13 protein-coding genes are annotated in these 12,933 nt (G+C 66.3%); 4 read left to right on the top strand and 9 right to left on the bottom strand.

Annotation, left to right across the window (positions count from 1 at the left end; all coding sequences use genetic code 11):
• Window positions 1-20: 20 nt before the first annotated feature.
• The 3 genes from FHR96_RS01355 to nhaD all read right to left on the bottom strand — a co-directional run bounded on the left by FHR96_RS01355 (window position 21) and on the right by nhaD (window position 3,461).
• The gene (locus FHR96_RS01355) at window positions 21-1,241 is read right to left on the bottom strand and encodes a hypothetical protein (RefSeq protein WP_246392714.1); all 1,221 of its coding nucleotides are present in this window, start codon (window positions 1,239-1,241) and stop codon (window positions 21-23) included.
• Window positions 1,210-1,644: a hypothetical protein gene (locus FHR96_RS01350; protein WP_183385836.1), complete on the bottom strand. Its 435-nt coding sequence runs from the start codon at window positions 1,642-1,644 to the stop codon at window positions 1,210-1,212. The genes FHR96_RS01355 and FHR96_RS01350 overlap by 32 nt, the downstream gene beginning before the upstream one ends.
• Before the next feature lie 284 nt (window positions 1,645-1,928).
• On the bottom strand, window positions 1,929-3,461 hold the full coding sequence (gene nhaD / locus FHR96_RS01345) for a sodium:proton antiporter NhaD (RefSeq protein WP_379685182.1): 1,533 nt from the start codon (window positions 3,459-3,461) through the stop codon (window positions 1,929-1,931).
• A gap of 219 nt (window positions 3,462-3,680) precedes the next feature.
• Here nhaD and FHR96_RS01340 point away from each other — a divergent pair, with 219 nt between their 5' ends.
• On the top strand, window positions 3,681-4,394 hold the full coding sequence (locus FHR96_RS01340; RefSeq protein WP_183385835.1) for a DUF3581 family protein: 714 nt from the start codon (window positions 3,681-3,683) through the stop codon (window positions 4,392-4,394).
• 64 nt (window positions 4,395-4,458) lie between these two features.
• Here FHR96_RS01340 and chrA read toward each other — a convergent pair whose 3' ends face one another.
• Window positions 4,459-5,649 (bottom strand): chromate efflux transporter, encoded by a 1,191-nt coding sequence (gene chrA, locus FHR96_RS01335; protein ID WP_183385834.1) that lies wholly within the window; start codon window positions 5,647-5,649, stop codon window positions 4,459-4,461.
• 86 nt (window positions 5,650-5,735) lie between these two features.
• Between chrA and FHR96_RS01330 the strand changes: the two genes are divergently transcribed.
• A complete protein-coding gene (locus FHR96_RS01330) occupies window positions 5,736-6,704 on the top strand; it encodes a magnesium transporter CorA family protein (protein WP_183385833.1) in 969 nt (322 codons plus the stop codon).
• Window positions 6,705-6,911: 207 nt separating this feature from the next.
• Window positions 6,912-8,150, top strand: coding sequence for a DUF3422 domain-containing protein (locus FHR96_RS01325; protein ID WP_183385832.1), 1,239 nt, complete (start codon window positions 6,912-6,914; stop codon window positions 8,148-8,150).
• Window positions 8,151-8,224: 74 nt separating this feature from the next.
• On the opposite strand, the gene FHR96_RS01320 is transcribed toward FHR96_RS01325, so the two are convergent.
• The 5 genes from FHR96_RS01320 to FHR96_RS01300 all read right to left on the bottom strand — a co-directional run bounded on the left by FHR96_RS01320 (window position 8,225) and on the right by FHR96_RS01300 (window position 12,178).
• A complete protein-coding gene (locus FHR96_RS01320; RefSeq protein ID WP_183385831.1) occupies window positions 8,225-8,914 on the bottom strand; it encodes a hypothetical protein in 690 nt (229 codons plus the stop codon).
• 76 nt (window positions 8,915-8,990) lie between these two features.
• On the bottom strand, window positions 8,991-9,827 hold the full coding sequence (locus FHR96_RS01315; RefSeq protein ID WP_183385830.1) for a DUF6999 family protein: 837 nt from the start codon (window positions 9,825-9,827) through the stop codon (window positions 8,991-8,993).
• Window positions 9,814-10,503, bottom strand: coding sequence for a hypothetical protein (locus tag FHR96_RS01310; RefSeq protein WP_183385829.1), 690 nt, complete (start codon window positions 10,501-10,503; stop codon window positions 9,814-9,816). Before FHR96_RS01310 ends, FHR96_RS01315 begins: the two co-directional genes overlap by 14 nt.
• On the bottom strand, window positions 10,500-11,615 hold the full coding sequence (locus FHR96_RS01305) for a beta-ketoacyl-ACP synthase III (RefSeq protein WP_183385828.1): 1,116 nt from the start codon (window positions 11,613-11,615) through the stop codon (window positions 10,500-10,502). The genes FHR96_RS01310 and FHR96_RS01305 overlap by 4 nt, the downstream gene beginning before the upstream one ends.
• The gene (locus FHR96_RS01300) at window positions 11,612-12,178 is read right to left on the bottom strand and encodes a diguanylate cyclase (protein WP_183385827.1); all 567 of its coding nucleotides are present in this window, start codon (window positions 12,176-12,178) and stop codon (window positions 11,612-11,614) included. Before FHR96_RS01300 ends, FHR96_RS01305 begins: the two co-directional genes overlap by 4 nt.
• Window positions 12,179-12,380: 202 nt before the next feature.
• On the opposite strand from FHR96_RS01300, the gene FHR96_RS01295 reads away from it, so the two are divergent.
• A complete protein-coding gene (locus tag FHR96_RS01295) occupies window positions 12,381-12,881 on the top strand; it encodes a GNAT family N-acetyltransferase (protein WP_183385826.1) in 501 nt (166 codons plus the stop codon).
• Window positions 12,882-12,933: the final 52 nt, after the last annotated feature.

Below are 12,933 nucleotides of genomic sequence, written 5' to 3'. Positions count from 1 at the left end.
GCGACAGGTTCGGAGAGGGGCTAGAAGCGCAGCGACATCTGGAACAGCAGCATGTTCCAGTTCTCGACCGTCTCATCGGGGTCCGGGTTGTCTCGGGCCGGCAGCCAGCCGGTACCGTCTACGTGGTGATATTCTCCGGCGAGCAGGACTCGCGGATGAGGGGTCCACTGCAGCCCGAACGTCCAGTCCTTGGCGAATTGCGAGTAGGCGGGGCCACCACTCCTGCTCTCGAATCGTTCGCCGGAGCGGTCGTCTCGGTTGGCGACCAGGCTGTCGTATCGCACCAGCCATTGCCAGTCGTCGAAGAAGCGCCGGGTGTACTGCAGATACCAGCTCTCGCCGGTAGTATCGAAGTTGAATCGAGGATCGTTGAAACTCTCGAGCCCCGATTTGCGCAGGGCATACTCCCCCGTCAGGCTCCATAGCTCGGCGTTGTACTGCAACGACAGGACCCAGGGTCGGAAGTAGAAGTCGCCATCGCTGAGTCCGGTCTGGCGAGAGTCGAAATGGGCGCCGACGTCGGCGGTACTCAGGGCCGCGACGATACGGCCACCGTCGTGTTCGTAGCGGACCTGGCCGATGGCCGAGGTTTCCGGTTCGAGATCGCCGGGAATTCGGTCGAGACGCAGGGTTCGGCGCAGATCGTCGCCGGCCTGGACGCGACCCACGCCGGCCTGGAAGCGCAGCGTGCCCTGGGACAGGCGCTCCTCGTAGTAGCTCAGCACGCCATCGGCCGACAGGGCCAGCGACCGGGTACGGTCAAAGTAGATCGACTGCGGCAGCAGGATGCTGGGGCGAGTGAAGGCCACGTCCCGGGTCTGGTTGTAGAAGCCGAAAGGGTTCTTGAAACGTCCCAGTTGCAGGCCGACATTGCGCTTCTGGTCAGACAGGATCTGATAGTCGATCAGGCCATAGTCCAGCTCGGGACTGGCATCGCTGGCGTCGCCGCCGGCGCGGCGACTCAAGACCTGGGCCGCGATCAGCACGTCCTCATGGGGGCGCAGGGACACGTTGGCGCCGACTTCGGTGAATTTCAGGCTGCCGCCCCCTTCGCTACTGGGGCCGAAGAAATCATTGTCGTCGGTGATCACCAGTGCCTGGCTCAGGAATCCATGCAGCTGCAGCGTATCCAGGACGCCGGTTTCTTCACCGTAGGCCGGGGTGATGGCGGCCAGCGACAGCGCGCCCAGGAGCAGGGCGAGGCGTGGCTCACTCCATCGTAATGACTTGGACGCGGTCATCCACATACTCCCTTTCCAGGTAGCCCAGGGCACCGGGAGTGCTGGCGATCTGCTCGAGCATCTCGGCCTGGGTGAGGACGCGATTGGGGGCCTGTCCGGTGCCCGAGAACACCACTCGGTCCCAGGCCAGCTGCAGTTGATGGGGGTAGACGGAAAGGCGCTGCTTGACGAATCGGGCATGAACGGGGTGACGGTTGGGTAGCACGAAGATGCGGGCGGCCTGGCCGTCGGGCCAGGTGCGCTGGCGCATGGCGAATAGCGCCCGGGTAGTGTCTCGGGTCAGGTGGTGAGTCTCGACGCCGGGATTGGCCACCAGCAGGACGGAGGGCTCATCGGCCATCGTCCAGGGGGACAGGCCGATCAGCATCGCCAGGCAAAGGGCGTTGGCCAGCCGCCGCATCATCGGGCGGCCTCCACGAGGCGCTGGTGCATGCGGCGCTTCCCGGCCGGGCCTGGATGGCCAGCCGGAAGGCGATGCGAGATTCGGGCTGTCGTCAGCGGCATGGGGAAGGGGACGATAGCGCTATCTCCCTGCGGCCCTGTCCGGGCATCGTTGTTATCGAGGCGTCGGGGTCGACCGCACTCAAGCGAGCGGTCGAGCGTACGTTTCGGCACAGCTTACCCTCATTCGCTATATGACGGGAAGGCAATGAAAGTCATGTGCTTTTTCACCATTGAGCAGGCCGGCTAGTTATAGATGCCGAAACTGCCGGCGTTGAGCCACAAATGGGTGGCTACGCTTGCGGCGTAGCCCAGGGCGATCACCGGTGTCCAGCGCAGGTGACCCAGGAAGGTGTAGCTGCCCCGTGCCTGGCCCATCAGCGCGACGCCGGCCGCCGAGCCCACCGACAGCAGGCTGCCGCCGACCCCCGCGGTCAGGGTGATCAACAGCCAATGGCCGTGGGACATGTCCGGCTCCATGGTCAGCACCGCGAACATGACGGGAATGTTGTCGATCACCGCCGAGATCACCCCCAGGGCGATGTTGGCGCCAGTGGCATGCCACTGGGTGTAGAGCGCGTCGGAGAGCAGCGACAGGTAGCCCATGAAGCCCAGCCCCCCGACGCACATCACCACGCCGTAGAAGAACAGCAGGGTATCCCACTCGGCTCGGGCCACCCGGCTGAAGACATCGAACGGCACCACGCTGCCCAACTGCTCGAGGCGCTTCCAGTCGCCGCGCTGGGTGTAGAGCGAGCGCTTGCGCGCCAGGGAGCGTGGCAGGGTCTGGCGCAGGTAGTAGCCGAAGAACTGCAGATAGCCAAGGCCGGTCATCATGCCCAGTACCGGCGGCAGCTTCAGCAGCGTGTGGTAGGCGACCGCGGTCGCCACGGTGAGGATGAACAGCAGGATGATGCGCCGGGCCCCGCGCTTCATGTAGATCTCTTCCTCCAGGGCCGCCGGCTTGCGGTTCTTGATGAAGGCATTCATCGCCAGGGCCGGGATCAGGAAGTTCACCAGCGATGGCGTCAGCAGCTCGAAGAACTCGTGGAACTTGACGATCCCCGCTTGCCACACCAGCAGGGTGGTGATGTCGCCGAAGGGGCTGAAGGCGCCGCCGGCGTTGGCGGCGACCACGATATTGATGCAGGCGAGGTTGATGAAGCGCTTGTCGCCTTCCGCCACCTTGGTGACCACGGCACACATCAGCAGCGCCGTGGTCATGTTGTCGGCCACCGGCGAGATCACGAAGGCCAGCAGCCCGGTGATCCAGAACAGCGATCGAAAGCTGAAGCCCTTGTGCACCATCCAGGCGCGCAGGGCGTCGAAGACGCCGCGCTCGTCCATGGCATTGATGTAGGTCATCGCCACCAGCAGGAACAGCATCAGCTCGGTGAATTCGAGCAGCGTGGTGCGAAAGGCATGTTCCGAGGCGTCCGGCAGGCCCGACTGCACGTAGATCCAGCCGATCAAGCCCCAGATGATACCGGCCGCCACCAGCACCGGCTTGGACTTGCGCATGTGGATCTTCTCCTCGGCCATGACCAGGCTATAGGCCAGGATGAAGATCACCACGGCCAGGCCACCGACGAAGGATTGCGTCAGATCGATCTCGCCGGCGGCGGCGAGGGCGGGCGAGGCGGGAAGCGTCAGCAGGGCCAGCCCCAGGAGCGGGAGAAGGATGCCGGGTCGTCCTGTGAGATGCCGGGTCCGGTGGGGAAAGCGACAGAGGGTCAGCATGGCGTCGATCATCCGTGGCAGAGAAGTGGGCGAAAGCATCCGATTCACCTGAACACTAGCATCAGCGTACTCAGCCAAAGCGCTGATGCGCTTGCCCCTTTGGTAGGGGGACATGGGCTTGGATCAACGCTAACGACGATGCACTATGGGAGGATCGGCCGCCCGAACCAGGCAATTTTGTGGCATCATCTGGCCTCCCCCGGCTTCGGCCGTGACCAGATACGCATCGCCAACGACTTCAGGGCAGGCTCTAGACGCATGTTTCTCGATGATTACCACTCGCGCGCGGGTTCGCGACTCTGCATCTCGTCAGAGCAGGCGAGCCGCTTCGCCAAGCGCGTCGCCGGTGACTTCAACCCCATCCACAACCCGGATGCGCGGCGTTTCTGCGTGCCCGGCGACCTGCTTTTCGCCCTGGTACTGGCGCGCTTCGGACTCTCCCAGCACATGACCTTCCGCTTCTTGAGCATGGTCGGTGCCGGCGTGCCGCTGGACTTCGTCGAGGACGATGACGGTCGCATTCGGGTGCGAGACGACGGCGGCAAGTGCTATCTCGAGGTGGAGCGCGGTGGTAACACGACCCATGACGAGTCGGTGGTGGAGGCCTTCACTCGCTGCTATGTGGCCTTCTCGGGCAAGAATTTCCCGCACTACCTGAAGCCGTTGATGGAAGACAAGGGCGTGATGTTCAACCCCAAGCGCCCGCTGGTGATCTACGACAGCATGGGGTTCTCGCTCGAGCGCCTGAACGGCATCGAGCCTGGCCTGGAACTGATCGATGCCTCCCTGGAGGTAGCCGGCAAGCGTGGCGACGTGCTGCTCGAGTTCCGCATCCGCGCCGGCGGCGAGGAGGTCGGCACCGGTTCCAAGAAGCTGGTGGTCAGCGGGCTGTGCGACTATGACGCGGGCGCCATGGATGCCGTGGTCGAGGAATTCTATCGCCTCAAGGCCGCCCACGAGGCCGACGCCTGAACCCTGGCGGGCTTTGCCGGGCCTCGCGGCCTGCCGATGACCGCCCGCCTGGGCGGCCATGGCGTCAGGGCGTCGAGGGCAGGCCCAGCAGCATGCCGCCCAGGCCGCAGACCAGCACTACCGTCCAGGCCGGGCGCTGCCACACCGACAGCAAGGCGAAGCCGGCCAGTGCCAGGGCGAACTCTGCCGGCCCCAGGATGGCGCTCGTCCACACCGGCTGGTAGAGGGTTGCCCCCAGCAGACCCACCACGGCGGCATTGGCGCCGCGCATCAGCGCCTGGACCCCGGGCCGAGTCCGCAAGCGGTTCCAGAACGGCACGATGCCCACCAGCAGCAGCAGACCCGGCAGGAAGATCGCCACCAGGGCCAGCAGTGCCCCCGTCACGCCGCCCGTCGTCATGCCCAGATAGGCGGCGAAGGTGAACAAGGGGCCCGGGACCGCCTGCGCCGCTCCGTAGCCGGCCAGGAAGGTATCGGCGCTCAGCCAGCCGGTGCGCACGACCTCGGCCTCCAGCAGCGGCAGCACGACGTGCCCACCACCGAACACCAGTGCCCCCGACCGATAGAAGGCATCGAACAGCGCCACGCCCTGGCCAGCACCGGCCATCACCAGCAAGGGAAGGCCCGCCAGCAGCAACGTGAACACTGCCAGGCACGCCAGCCCTGCGCGTCTAGAGACGGCGAAGTCCAACGCCGCGGGCGACACGCGGCCGGCCTCCCGGCAGGCGGCCAGCCCGATCAGGCCTCCGAGGGCGATGGCCATCACCTGACTGCCCGCGTCGCCGGCGGCGATGACCAGCAGGGCGGCCCCCACGGCGATCGTGGCCCGGACCCTATCGGGGCAGAGGGTTCGGGCCATGCCCCACACCGCGTGGGCGATGATCGCCACCGCCACCACCTTGAGGCCGTGCAGCAGCCCGCTGCCCAGAGGGCCCGACAGGCTCGCCGCTCCCAGCGCGAAGCCCATCAGCAGCAGGGCCGATGGCAGCGTGAAGGCCGTCCAGGCGGCCAGTCCGCCGAGGGGGCCGGCGCGCATCAGCCCCAGGGCGAATCCCACCTGGCTGCTGGCAGGCCCCGGCAGGAACTGGCACAGCGCCACCAGGTCGGCATAGGCGTGCTCGTCGAGCCAGCGGCGCCGGATCACGAACTCCTGGCGGAAGTAGCCGAGATGGGCGATGGGCCCGCCGAAAGCGCTCAGGCCCAGCAGCAGGAAGGCGCGGAAGACCTCGCCGGGTCGTCGTGATGTATCGGTCATTTGGTCTCCATTGGCTCGGGGGTGGGCAAGGCGGTGGGCTTTGCCGCATGATGCCTCCCATTGTCCCGGTACAGGATGACCACTCGATGATACGCACGCTGCTGGTGGATGCCGCGGGCCGCCTTGCCCAAGGCGACGAATCCTTGATCGAGCGCTGGCGGGCAGAGCCGCAAAGCCACATCTGGATCGACCTGCAGGGCGAGCCCCTGGCCGCCGAGCGGGCCTTGCTGGAGGCCTTCGGCTGTCATCCGTTGGCCATCGATGATGCCCATCGCGACCGCCATCCACCCAAGATCGAGGAGTTCGAGGACCATACCTTGATCCTCTATCGCGGCATCTCCTCCTTCGACGCCGATCTTGCCTACCAGCCCCAGCGAATCGCCTTCTTCCTCGGTGAACGGTTCCTGATCAGCCTGCACCCCGGGCTGGCACTGAGCATCGACCGGTTGATGGCCCAGGATGCCGGCCATCTGCTGGCGCGCTCGCCGGAATACGTGGCGCTGCGGGTCATGTATGCCTCTGCCGGTTACTATCTGGACAGCCTGCTGGCCTTCGAGAACGAGCTGAGCGACCTGGAGGACGCCCTGATCGAGGACGGCAGCGATGCCCTGATGCGCCGGGTGATCGGCTATCGCTCCCGGCTGGTGAAGATGCGCCGGGTATTCAACTATCACCTGGGCATCACCCAGGAGCTTACCGCCTACGACTATGCCCATCTGCCGCGTGGCAACGAGGAAACGCTGCACGCCATCAACGACGTGCACGAGCGCTTCGAACGCCTGCACAGCCTGACGCAGATGTACTACGACATCTGCGGCGACCTGATCGACGGCTACCTGTCGCTGTCGTCGCACCAGCTCAACCAGACCATGCGGGTGCTGACGGTGATTACCGCCATCTTCGTGCCGTTGACCTTCATCGCCGGTATCTATGGCATGAACTTCAGCCATATGCCCGAGCTCGCCTACCGCTACGGCTACTTCATCGTGATGGGCGTGATGCTGGCGATTGGCGGCGGCCTGCTATGGTGGTTCCGGCGCGTCAAATGGCTGTGACCGTGGCGCCGGGGTAGGGCATAGTGACGCAGCGTGAGCGGCTCTCACGCTGCTCGCGTTCTCGCTTCGGAGGCTAACCCCATGATTCCATGATGTTATGGTCTCCAGCTTCGGCCATTCGGCGATGGCTCATGCAGCGCTGCAGGGTGGACGTCGGCGCCCAGCCCCGTAGTCTCGGAGGCTTCCACTCTGATCAAGCCCCTGACCATGCATCCCCAGCGCGAACAACTGCACAACGAGCTGCATGCCCGGCCCTCGATCTACTTCGCCGGGCCGGCTCACCTCCACCACTATGCCTTCCTCGACACCGACGGCGTCTGTGACGGCATCGTCCATCGGCTGTGCGAGCTGACCGGTACCTCCCCGGCGCTCGACGCCGTCCAGGGCATCCTCACCCTCGACGGCGGCCAAGTGCTGAAGTGGGAGCGTCATACCGAGTTCTTCACCCTGACGCTGATGGTGCCGATCGCCGACGGCGATCCGCTGTGGCCCACGCCGCCGCCCCGGCTGGCCGAGATCGCCTCGAACCATCACGAGGCGCTGATCAATGCCACCCTGATCCGGATCGAGACCGAGGAGAGCTGGGCCGGTGACACCGCCCACTATGGCTTTCGCGATCCCGCCGGCTCGCGGGTCGCTGGCGGTGACGCCACGGCCTGGAGCGATTTTCGCCTCGACGAGGGTGGCGTCAACCGGCTGCTGATCGTCAATCGAGCCCTCAACGACTTCCGCCTCGGACGTATCGCTCGGCGGCTGCTGGAGATCGAGACCTATCGCATGATGGCCTCCCTGGCGCTGCCTCAGGCCAAGGCGCTTGGCACCGAGCTGGCGACCTTCGAGGCGGAGCTGGGCGAACTCTCCGACCGCAACGCCGAAGACCGTCCCGAGGGGCCGCGCCCCTTGCTGGCGGCGATCGCCTCGCTGTCGGCGCGGCTCGAGCGCAGCGGCGCGCGTAGCCGACATCGTTTCGCCGCCACGGACGCCTATGCGCGAATCGTCTTCGCCCGGGTCGAGGAGCTGCGTGAGACTCGGGTCGGCGACTGCCAGCGGCTGGGTATCTTTCTGATGCGCCGCTTCCAGCCCACGGTGCGCTACTGCGCTGCGGTGGATCGTCGCCAGGAGCGGCTGGCCGAAAACGTGGCCCGCCTCAACGACCTGCTGCGGACTCGCGCCCAGGTCGAGATCGAGGAGCAGAACGTCGAGATGCTGCGCAGCCTCAACGAGCGCACCAGCAGCCAGTTGAAGATCCAGAAGGCCGTCGAGGGCCTGTCGATCATCGTCATCAGCTACTACATCTTCAGCCTGATCGAACTGGCGCTGCACAGCCTCGAGGCGTTGGGCATGCCCATCGCTCCGCGTCGTGCCGTCGCGATTTTCGGCCCGCTGGCGGTCCTGGCGATTGCCGCGCTGGCCTGGCGGATCTGGCGGGTGAAGCGCCACCACTAGGAGGGAAGGCCTGGCGCCGACCGAGTGGCCGGCGCCAGGCAGGAACGGGGCGCGCTGGCGGCGCGCGCCGAGGGCTATTTCAGGTAGATCTGCCCCTGCTCATGCAGCGAGCGGCAGTCGTTGGCATCGTGATAGCGGTCTTCGTCGAGGTTGATCGAGTGCACGCCAGGCCCGCCGAAGCGCGGATCGTCGCACTCGCCGTCGTTGGCCCACTGGCTGGTGTTGTCGCCCCATTCGATACCGGTATCGTCGCTCCCGGCGGTCGTGCCGCCGCCGCTGCCCCAGGAGGGATCGGCCTCGGAGATATAGAGGGTCGCTTCCGGCAGGCCACCCGAGGCGTAGGTGCCGATCCAGATGTTGTAATTGCCCGAAGGCGGGTTGCTCCACTTGATCCCCGGGTTGGTGCCGGCCGCCGTGGAGAAGTCGTCGTTGCAGTGCCAGTTGCCCGCGGCGTCGTAGACCACCAGGGTGATGTCTTCCTGGGCCTCGGCGTAGATGCTCAGGGTGTACTGTCCGGCCTCGTAGTTGAGGTCCAGGTCGGGCTTGTCGCTGACGTAGCCGCTGCAGTTGGCACCGGCCTCGTCGGCCGAGCGGCTGCCGCCGGCGGAAAGCGAGGTCACGTAGGGGTCGGGCTGGAAGCCGGAGTTGAGGTTCACCGTGCCGTAGGTGGGAGCCGCCTCCCAGTCCAGGGCCTGGACGCCGGTAGCGAGGCACAGCAGCGGAAGGGCCACGATGGCGGCCCGGCAATGAGTTGACGACAGCATAGTTCTGTTCCCTGCAATTTTTTTCAAGTCATGGTGCATGGCGCACCCGGCCATAGTACTCAGCCCCCCCGGAAAGTCACGCCGAGGTGGTCTCCCGGCGCAGGCCCTCCAGGCGGGCGTAGAGGTGCTCGGTGAAGAAGCCGTGCATCAGGAAGCGCTGACTGAGGTTCCACGGCCCGACCAGGTAATGCGGATACTTGTTGTAGGCCAGCTCGGCGAGGCTCGGGTCGTCGATCATCCGGCCGATGCGCAGCGCGATGGACTGGTCCAAGTTGAAACCGTTGATGGCGTCGCGGTACTCCTCGCGGGTCAGCAAGAGACAGAACAGGCACATGAACAGCACGTGGGCGCTCTCGAAGTCGAGCACCTGGGTGCGCCGGCGCTCGACCGTGAATTCGGCCATGTCCAGCGGCCGCCAGTGGTCCCAGCGCAGCGCCTCCGGCGGCCGCGGCGCGCTGTCCTGGCCGCGCTCGCCAAGCTCGGCGAAGGCCCGGAACAGCTCCTGGTCGTGGTCGACGAAGCTCTCCGTCAGCATGTCCTCGATGCGTCGCGGATACAGCGCCAACGGCTCGACCTTCCCGGCGGCACCGTTGTCGATCAGGAAATTGATCACGTTGGACTCGGTAGCGTAGTGGCGCAGGATCAACAGGTTGGCCTCGGGGCTGACCACGTGGCGGCAGAACCAGCAGATCAGCCGCTGCAGCAGGCCGTGGGCGCGGAACTGGGGCAGCGGCAGGCGCTTGAAGAACCAGGTCAGGTGCAGCAGCGCGCCCAGCACCAGCTGCAGCAGCGGGCGCAGCGACCAGCGGGTGGGGCGCTGCATGTCGTCGAGCCACAGCGTCAGCGCCTCGCGCTCGATGGGCAGGGTGTCGTCGGCCTCCAGGGCGCGCAAGAAGGGGCTACGCCGGCTCATGATCGATCTCCTCGAGCTGCAGGGCATACAGCCGCGCCACCACCCGGGCGGTGCGCAGGATGGCGCGGCGCTCGGCCTCGCCGCGGCAGACCCGGTCGAGCAGCGCGTAGAGCTTGTCCAGGTGGGCGTCGTCGTTGGCTCCGTGATAGCGCATGAAGCGCGTGGCGCCACCGTCGCCGCCGATGGCCGCATCGATGCGCCGGGCCCAGTCGTCGGCCATCTTGTGGCCGAGCCCCTCGATGATCCACATGGCGCCGATCAGATCGACGGGGTTGGGCTGGCCGGCGCGATACATCATGAAGGCGTGCAGCGCCTCGCTGCCGGCGTTGCGCTCGGCGTCGATGATCGTCTGGCGCTCGCCGCCGGCCGCCACGTAGTCGGCCTCCAGCATTTCATAGTCGCGGTGTTCCTCTCGGGCGTGCTCGATCACCATCGAGCGTACGTCGGCGAAGTCGCGCTCGAAGCTCGAGGCGCCGCGGGTGATCCAGCGTGCGCCCTCGATCACCTGCTGGCGCAGATGGCACAGCAGTCGGCGATAGTCGTCGTCGGTGAAGCGATCGCGTTCCAGGCGCTGGAGGATCGGCACACGGCTCAGCTGGCGCTCGAAGTCGAACCAGACGCGCATCAGGCCCTGCAGGCAGGCCTGGCCCTCGAGGGTAGTGACCTTGTCGCTCATGAGGTGGCCTCCCTGACCACGGTGAGGTGCATGTAGACGTTGTTGAAGCGCCCGCTCTCGGGCACGAAGCACAGCAGGGTCTCGCCTTCGGCGAGCTCACGGGTGCGGCGGAACTCGTCGAGCATGATGAACAGCGAGGCGCAGCCGGTGTTACCGCGGGTGTAGAGGTTGGTGTACCACTTTTCCTCGGGAATGGCGGCGCCGGCCTGGGTGAGCATGTCGTAGATCTGGCCGCGGAAGTGGTGCGAGGAGTAGTGGCACAGCAGGTGGTCGACCTCGTCGACCTTTACCCGGCTCTCGTCGATCAGCCGCAGCAGGCCGTCGACGCCGAGCTTCACCAGGTGGTCGAGCAGCCGCACGTCCTGGCGGATCAACAGCGCGCCGTCGGCCTCCGCCTCGCCATAGGTGGGGTAGTCCTGCCAGCTCGAATGGCGCCCCTGGCCGTTGGGCCGGCCCACGCTCATGCACACCGGAAAGGCATCGGCGTGGGACACGCCGCGGATCCAGTCGATGCGGAAGCTCAGGCCGCGCGGCCGGTCCTCCAGCAGCAGGGCGCCGGCGCCGTCGGAGAGCATCCAGCGCAGGAACTCGGCATTGAAGTCCGGCGTGGCCCCGGCGGCCTCGAATCGGCTGGCCTTGAACAGCCGCGAGGCCAGCTCGCTGGCGACCACCAGGGCATTGCCGTGCTCGCCGGCGCGGATCGCCGTCCAGGCCGCCTTCAGCGCCATCATGCTGCTCGAACAGATGCCGTGGCTGGTCTGCAGTTCCAGGCTCGGCAGGCCCAGCTCGGCCTGGACCATGCTGCCGAAGCCCGGCAGCACCAGGTCGCCCTGGCTGGTGGCCACGCTGAGCATGTCGACCCGGGCGTCGGGCACGTAGCCTTGGTCCAGGCAGTCGCGGCCGGCCAGGGCCGCCATCTCGGCGTTGCTGACGGTGGTGCGATGCTCGGCGTCGATGGCGTAGTGGCGCGTCTGGATGCCGTTGGCCTCGAGGATGCGCCGTTTGAGCCGGCTGGGCTTGCCGTGGACAAGGCCCAGCACTTCCTCGATGCGTTCGTTGTCCACCGGTTCGCCGGGCAGGTGGTGGCCGGTGCTGGTGATGTAGACGCTCATGCCGACCTCCGGCGCTTCAGGGCGAAGACCAAGCAGCGCAGATTCTCCTCTGCGTAGGGGAACACCGCCAGTACCGCCATGAAAGCGAGATAGCCGGGCAGGTAGCCGGCGCCGCCGTGGGGCGTTTCCAGCGGTACCAGCGACAGTTGGCCGGCCCAGTCCAGGGTCAGCAGGTCCGCCACCGTCGGGCCGTTGATCACCGCGATCAGCGCCAGCATGTAGAGCGGCAGGCTGGCCAGGTAGTTGTGGGCGTGCATCTCCCAGATGCTGATGTGTCGGCGCGGGGCGGCGTAGTGCACGTCCCAGTGGGCGACCAGCTCGTGCAGCACCCAGGCCGCCAGGCAGATCAGCAGCACCAGCACGTTGACTTCGAAGAGCAGGCACAGAAGGATCGGAATGCCGACCTGGAGGCCCATCAGCGAATGGACCAGCGACTCCTTGAGCCCCGAGGTGGCCTCTATGCGGGTCGCACGGTGGCAGCACCAGTCGATGAAGCCGGCGATGCCCCAGAGCGGCAGGAAGACGTAGAGCAGGACCTGGACCAGCAGCGCATCGGTGGTCATGGGTTGACCTCACGGTGGCTTGGACGGGCGGTGGATGACACGATGTAGGCTCCTTCCCTGGAGGTTTGGAAACGGTGTTCGAAAACAATCCTAGTCGAACGCGGACGAAATGCAAACGATCGTTTTAATTTTCTGGCGCCGTCGAGTCTTTCACCGCTGCCGGGCGGTTCGGGACGCGAAAGAACGCAAGGAAATATAAGCTATGCCGAATCAAAAGACCCGGGTTCTTCGCCCGCTCGAGGCGTCTCGGCTGAATACGCTGCAAGGCTGGTTCCCCGATGCCGCCAGCTGTCGGCGCTGGGGTGGCCCGGCCTTTCGCTACCCGTTCACGGCGCAGAGCTTCCGGGAAGACCTGGGTTTCGACGAACTGGCGAGTTTCGGTCTGCTGGGCGAGGGGGGTGAGCTGCTGGGCGTCGGTCAGCACGCCGAACGCTGGGGTCGCTGCCACCTGATGCGGCTTGCCATTGCCCCCGAGGCTCGCGGTCGGGGCCTGGGTGGAGAGCTGGTTCGTCGCCTGGCACGGGTCGGGCAGGCGTCACTGGGCGTCGAGCACTGCTCGCTGTTCGTGTTTCCCGACAATCCCGCGATCTCGCTCTACCGGCGGCTGGGCTTCGCCGAAGCGGCCTTGCCACCGGGAGAGGCAGCGCCCGAGGGCTGTCGCTATCTGGTCGCCGAACTCGTGCGTTCCGGCCCGTCGGGATAGATTCGGCGAGCGCACGGGGAGGACGCTATGCTGGTGGGCAGACCCTCGGGTC

The organism is Halomonas organivorans, assembly GCF_014192055.1.
Taxonomy (GTDB): domain Bacteria; phylum Pseudomonadota; class Gammaproteobacteria; order Pseudomonadales; family Halomonadaceae; genus Halomonas; species Halomonas organivorans.
Note: the sequence above shows the minus strand (reverse complement) of the source record. Positions and strands in the feature narration are given on the sequence as shown.

Coding starts and splice junctions, on each gene's coding strand:
- FHR96_RS01355 (WP_246392714.1), bottom strand. CDS start 1,241: ATGACCGCGTCCAAGTCATTACGATGGAGTGAGCCACGCCTCGCCCTG.
- FHR96_RS01350 (WP_183385836.1), bottom strand. CDS start 1,644: ATGATGCGGCGGCTGGCCAACGCCCTTTGCCTGGCGATGCTGATCGGC.
- nhaD (WP_379685182.1), bottom strand. CDS start 3,461: ATGCTTTCGCCCACTTCTCTGCCACGGATGATCGACGCCATGCTGACC.
- FHR96_RS01340 (WP_183385835.1), top strand. CDS start 3,681: ATGTTTCTCGATGATTACCACTCGCGCGCGGGTTCGCGACTCTGCATC.
- chrA (WP_183385834.1), bottom strand. CDS start 5,649: ATGACCGATACATCACGACGACCCGGCGAGGTCTTCCGCGCCTTCCTG.
- FHR96_RS01330 (WP_183385833.1), top strand. CDS start 5,736: ATGATACGCACGCTGCTGGTGGATGCCGCGGGCCGCCTTGCCCAAGGC.
- FHR96_RS01325 (WP_183385832.1), top strand. CDS start 6,912: ATGCATCCCCAGCGCGAACAACTGCACAACGAGCTGCATGCCCGGCCC.
- FHR96_RS01320 (WP_183385831.1), bottom strand. CDS start 8,914: ATGCTGTCGTCAACTCATTGCCGGGCCGCCATCGTGGCCCTTCCGCTG.
- FHR96_RS01315 (WP_183385830.1), bottom strand. CDS start 9,827: ATGAGCCGGCGTAGCCCCTTCTTGCGCGCCCTGGAGGCCGACGACACC.
- FHR96_RS01310 (WP_183385829.1), bottom strand. CDS start 10,503: ATGAGCGACAAGGTCACTACCCTCGAGGGCCAGGCCTGCCTGCAGGGC.
- FHR96_RS01305 (WP_183385828.1), bottom strand. CDS start 11,615: ATGAGCGTCTACATCACCAGCACCGGCCACCACCTGCCCGGCGAACCG.
- FHR96_RS01300 (WP_183385827.1), bottom strand. CDS start 12,178: ATGACCACCGATGCGCTGCTGGTCCAGGTCCTGCTCTACGTCTTCCTG.
- FHR96_RS01295 (WP_183385826.1), top strand. CDS start 12,381: ATGCCGAATCAAAAGACCCGGGTTCTTCGCCCGCTCGAGGCGTCTCGG.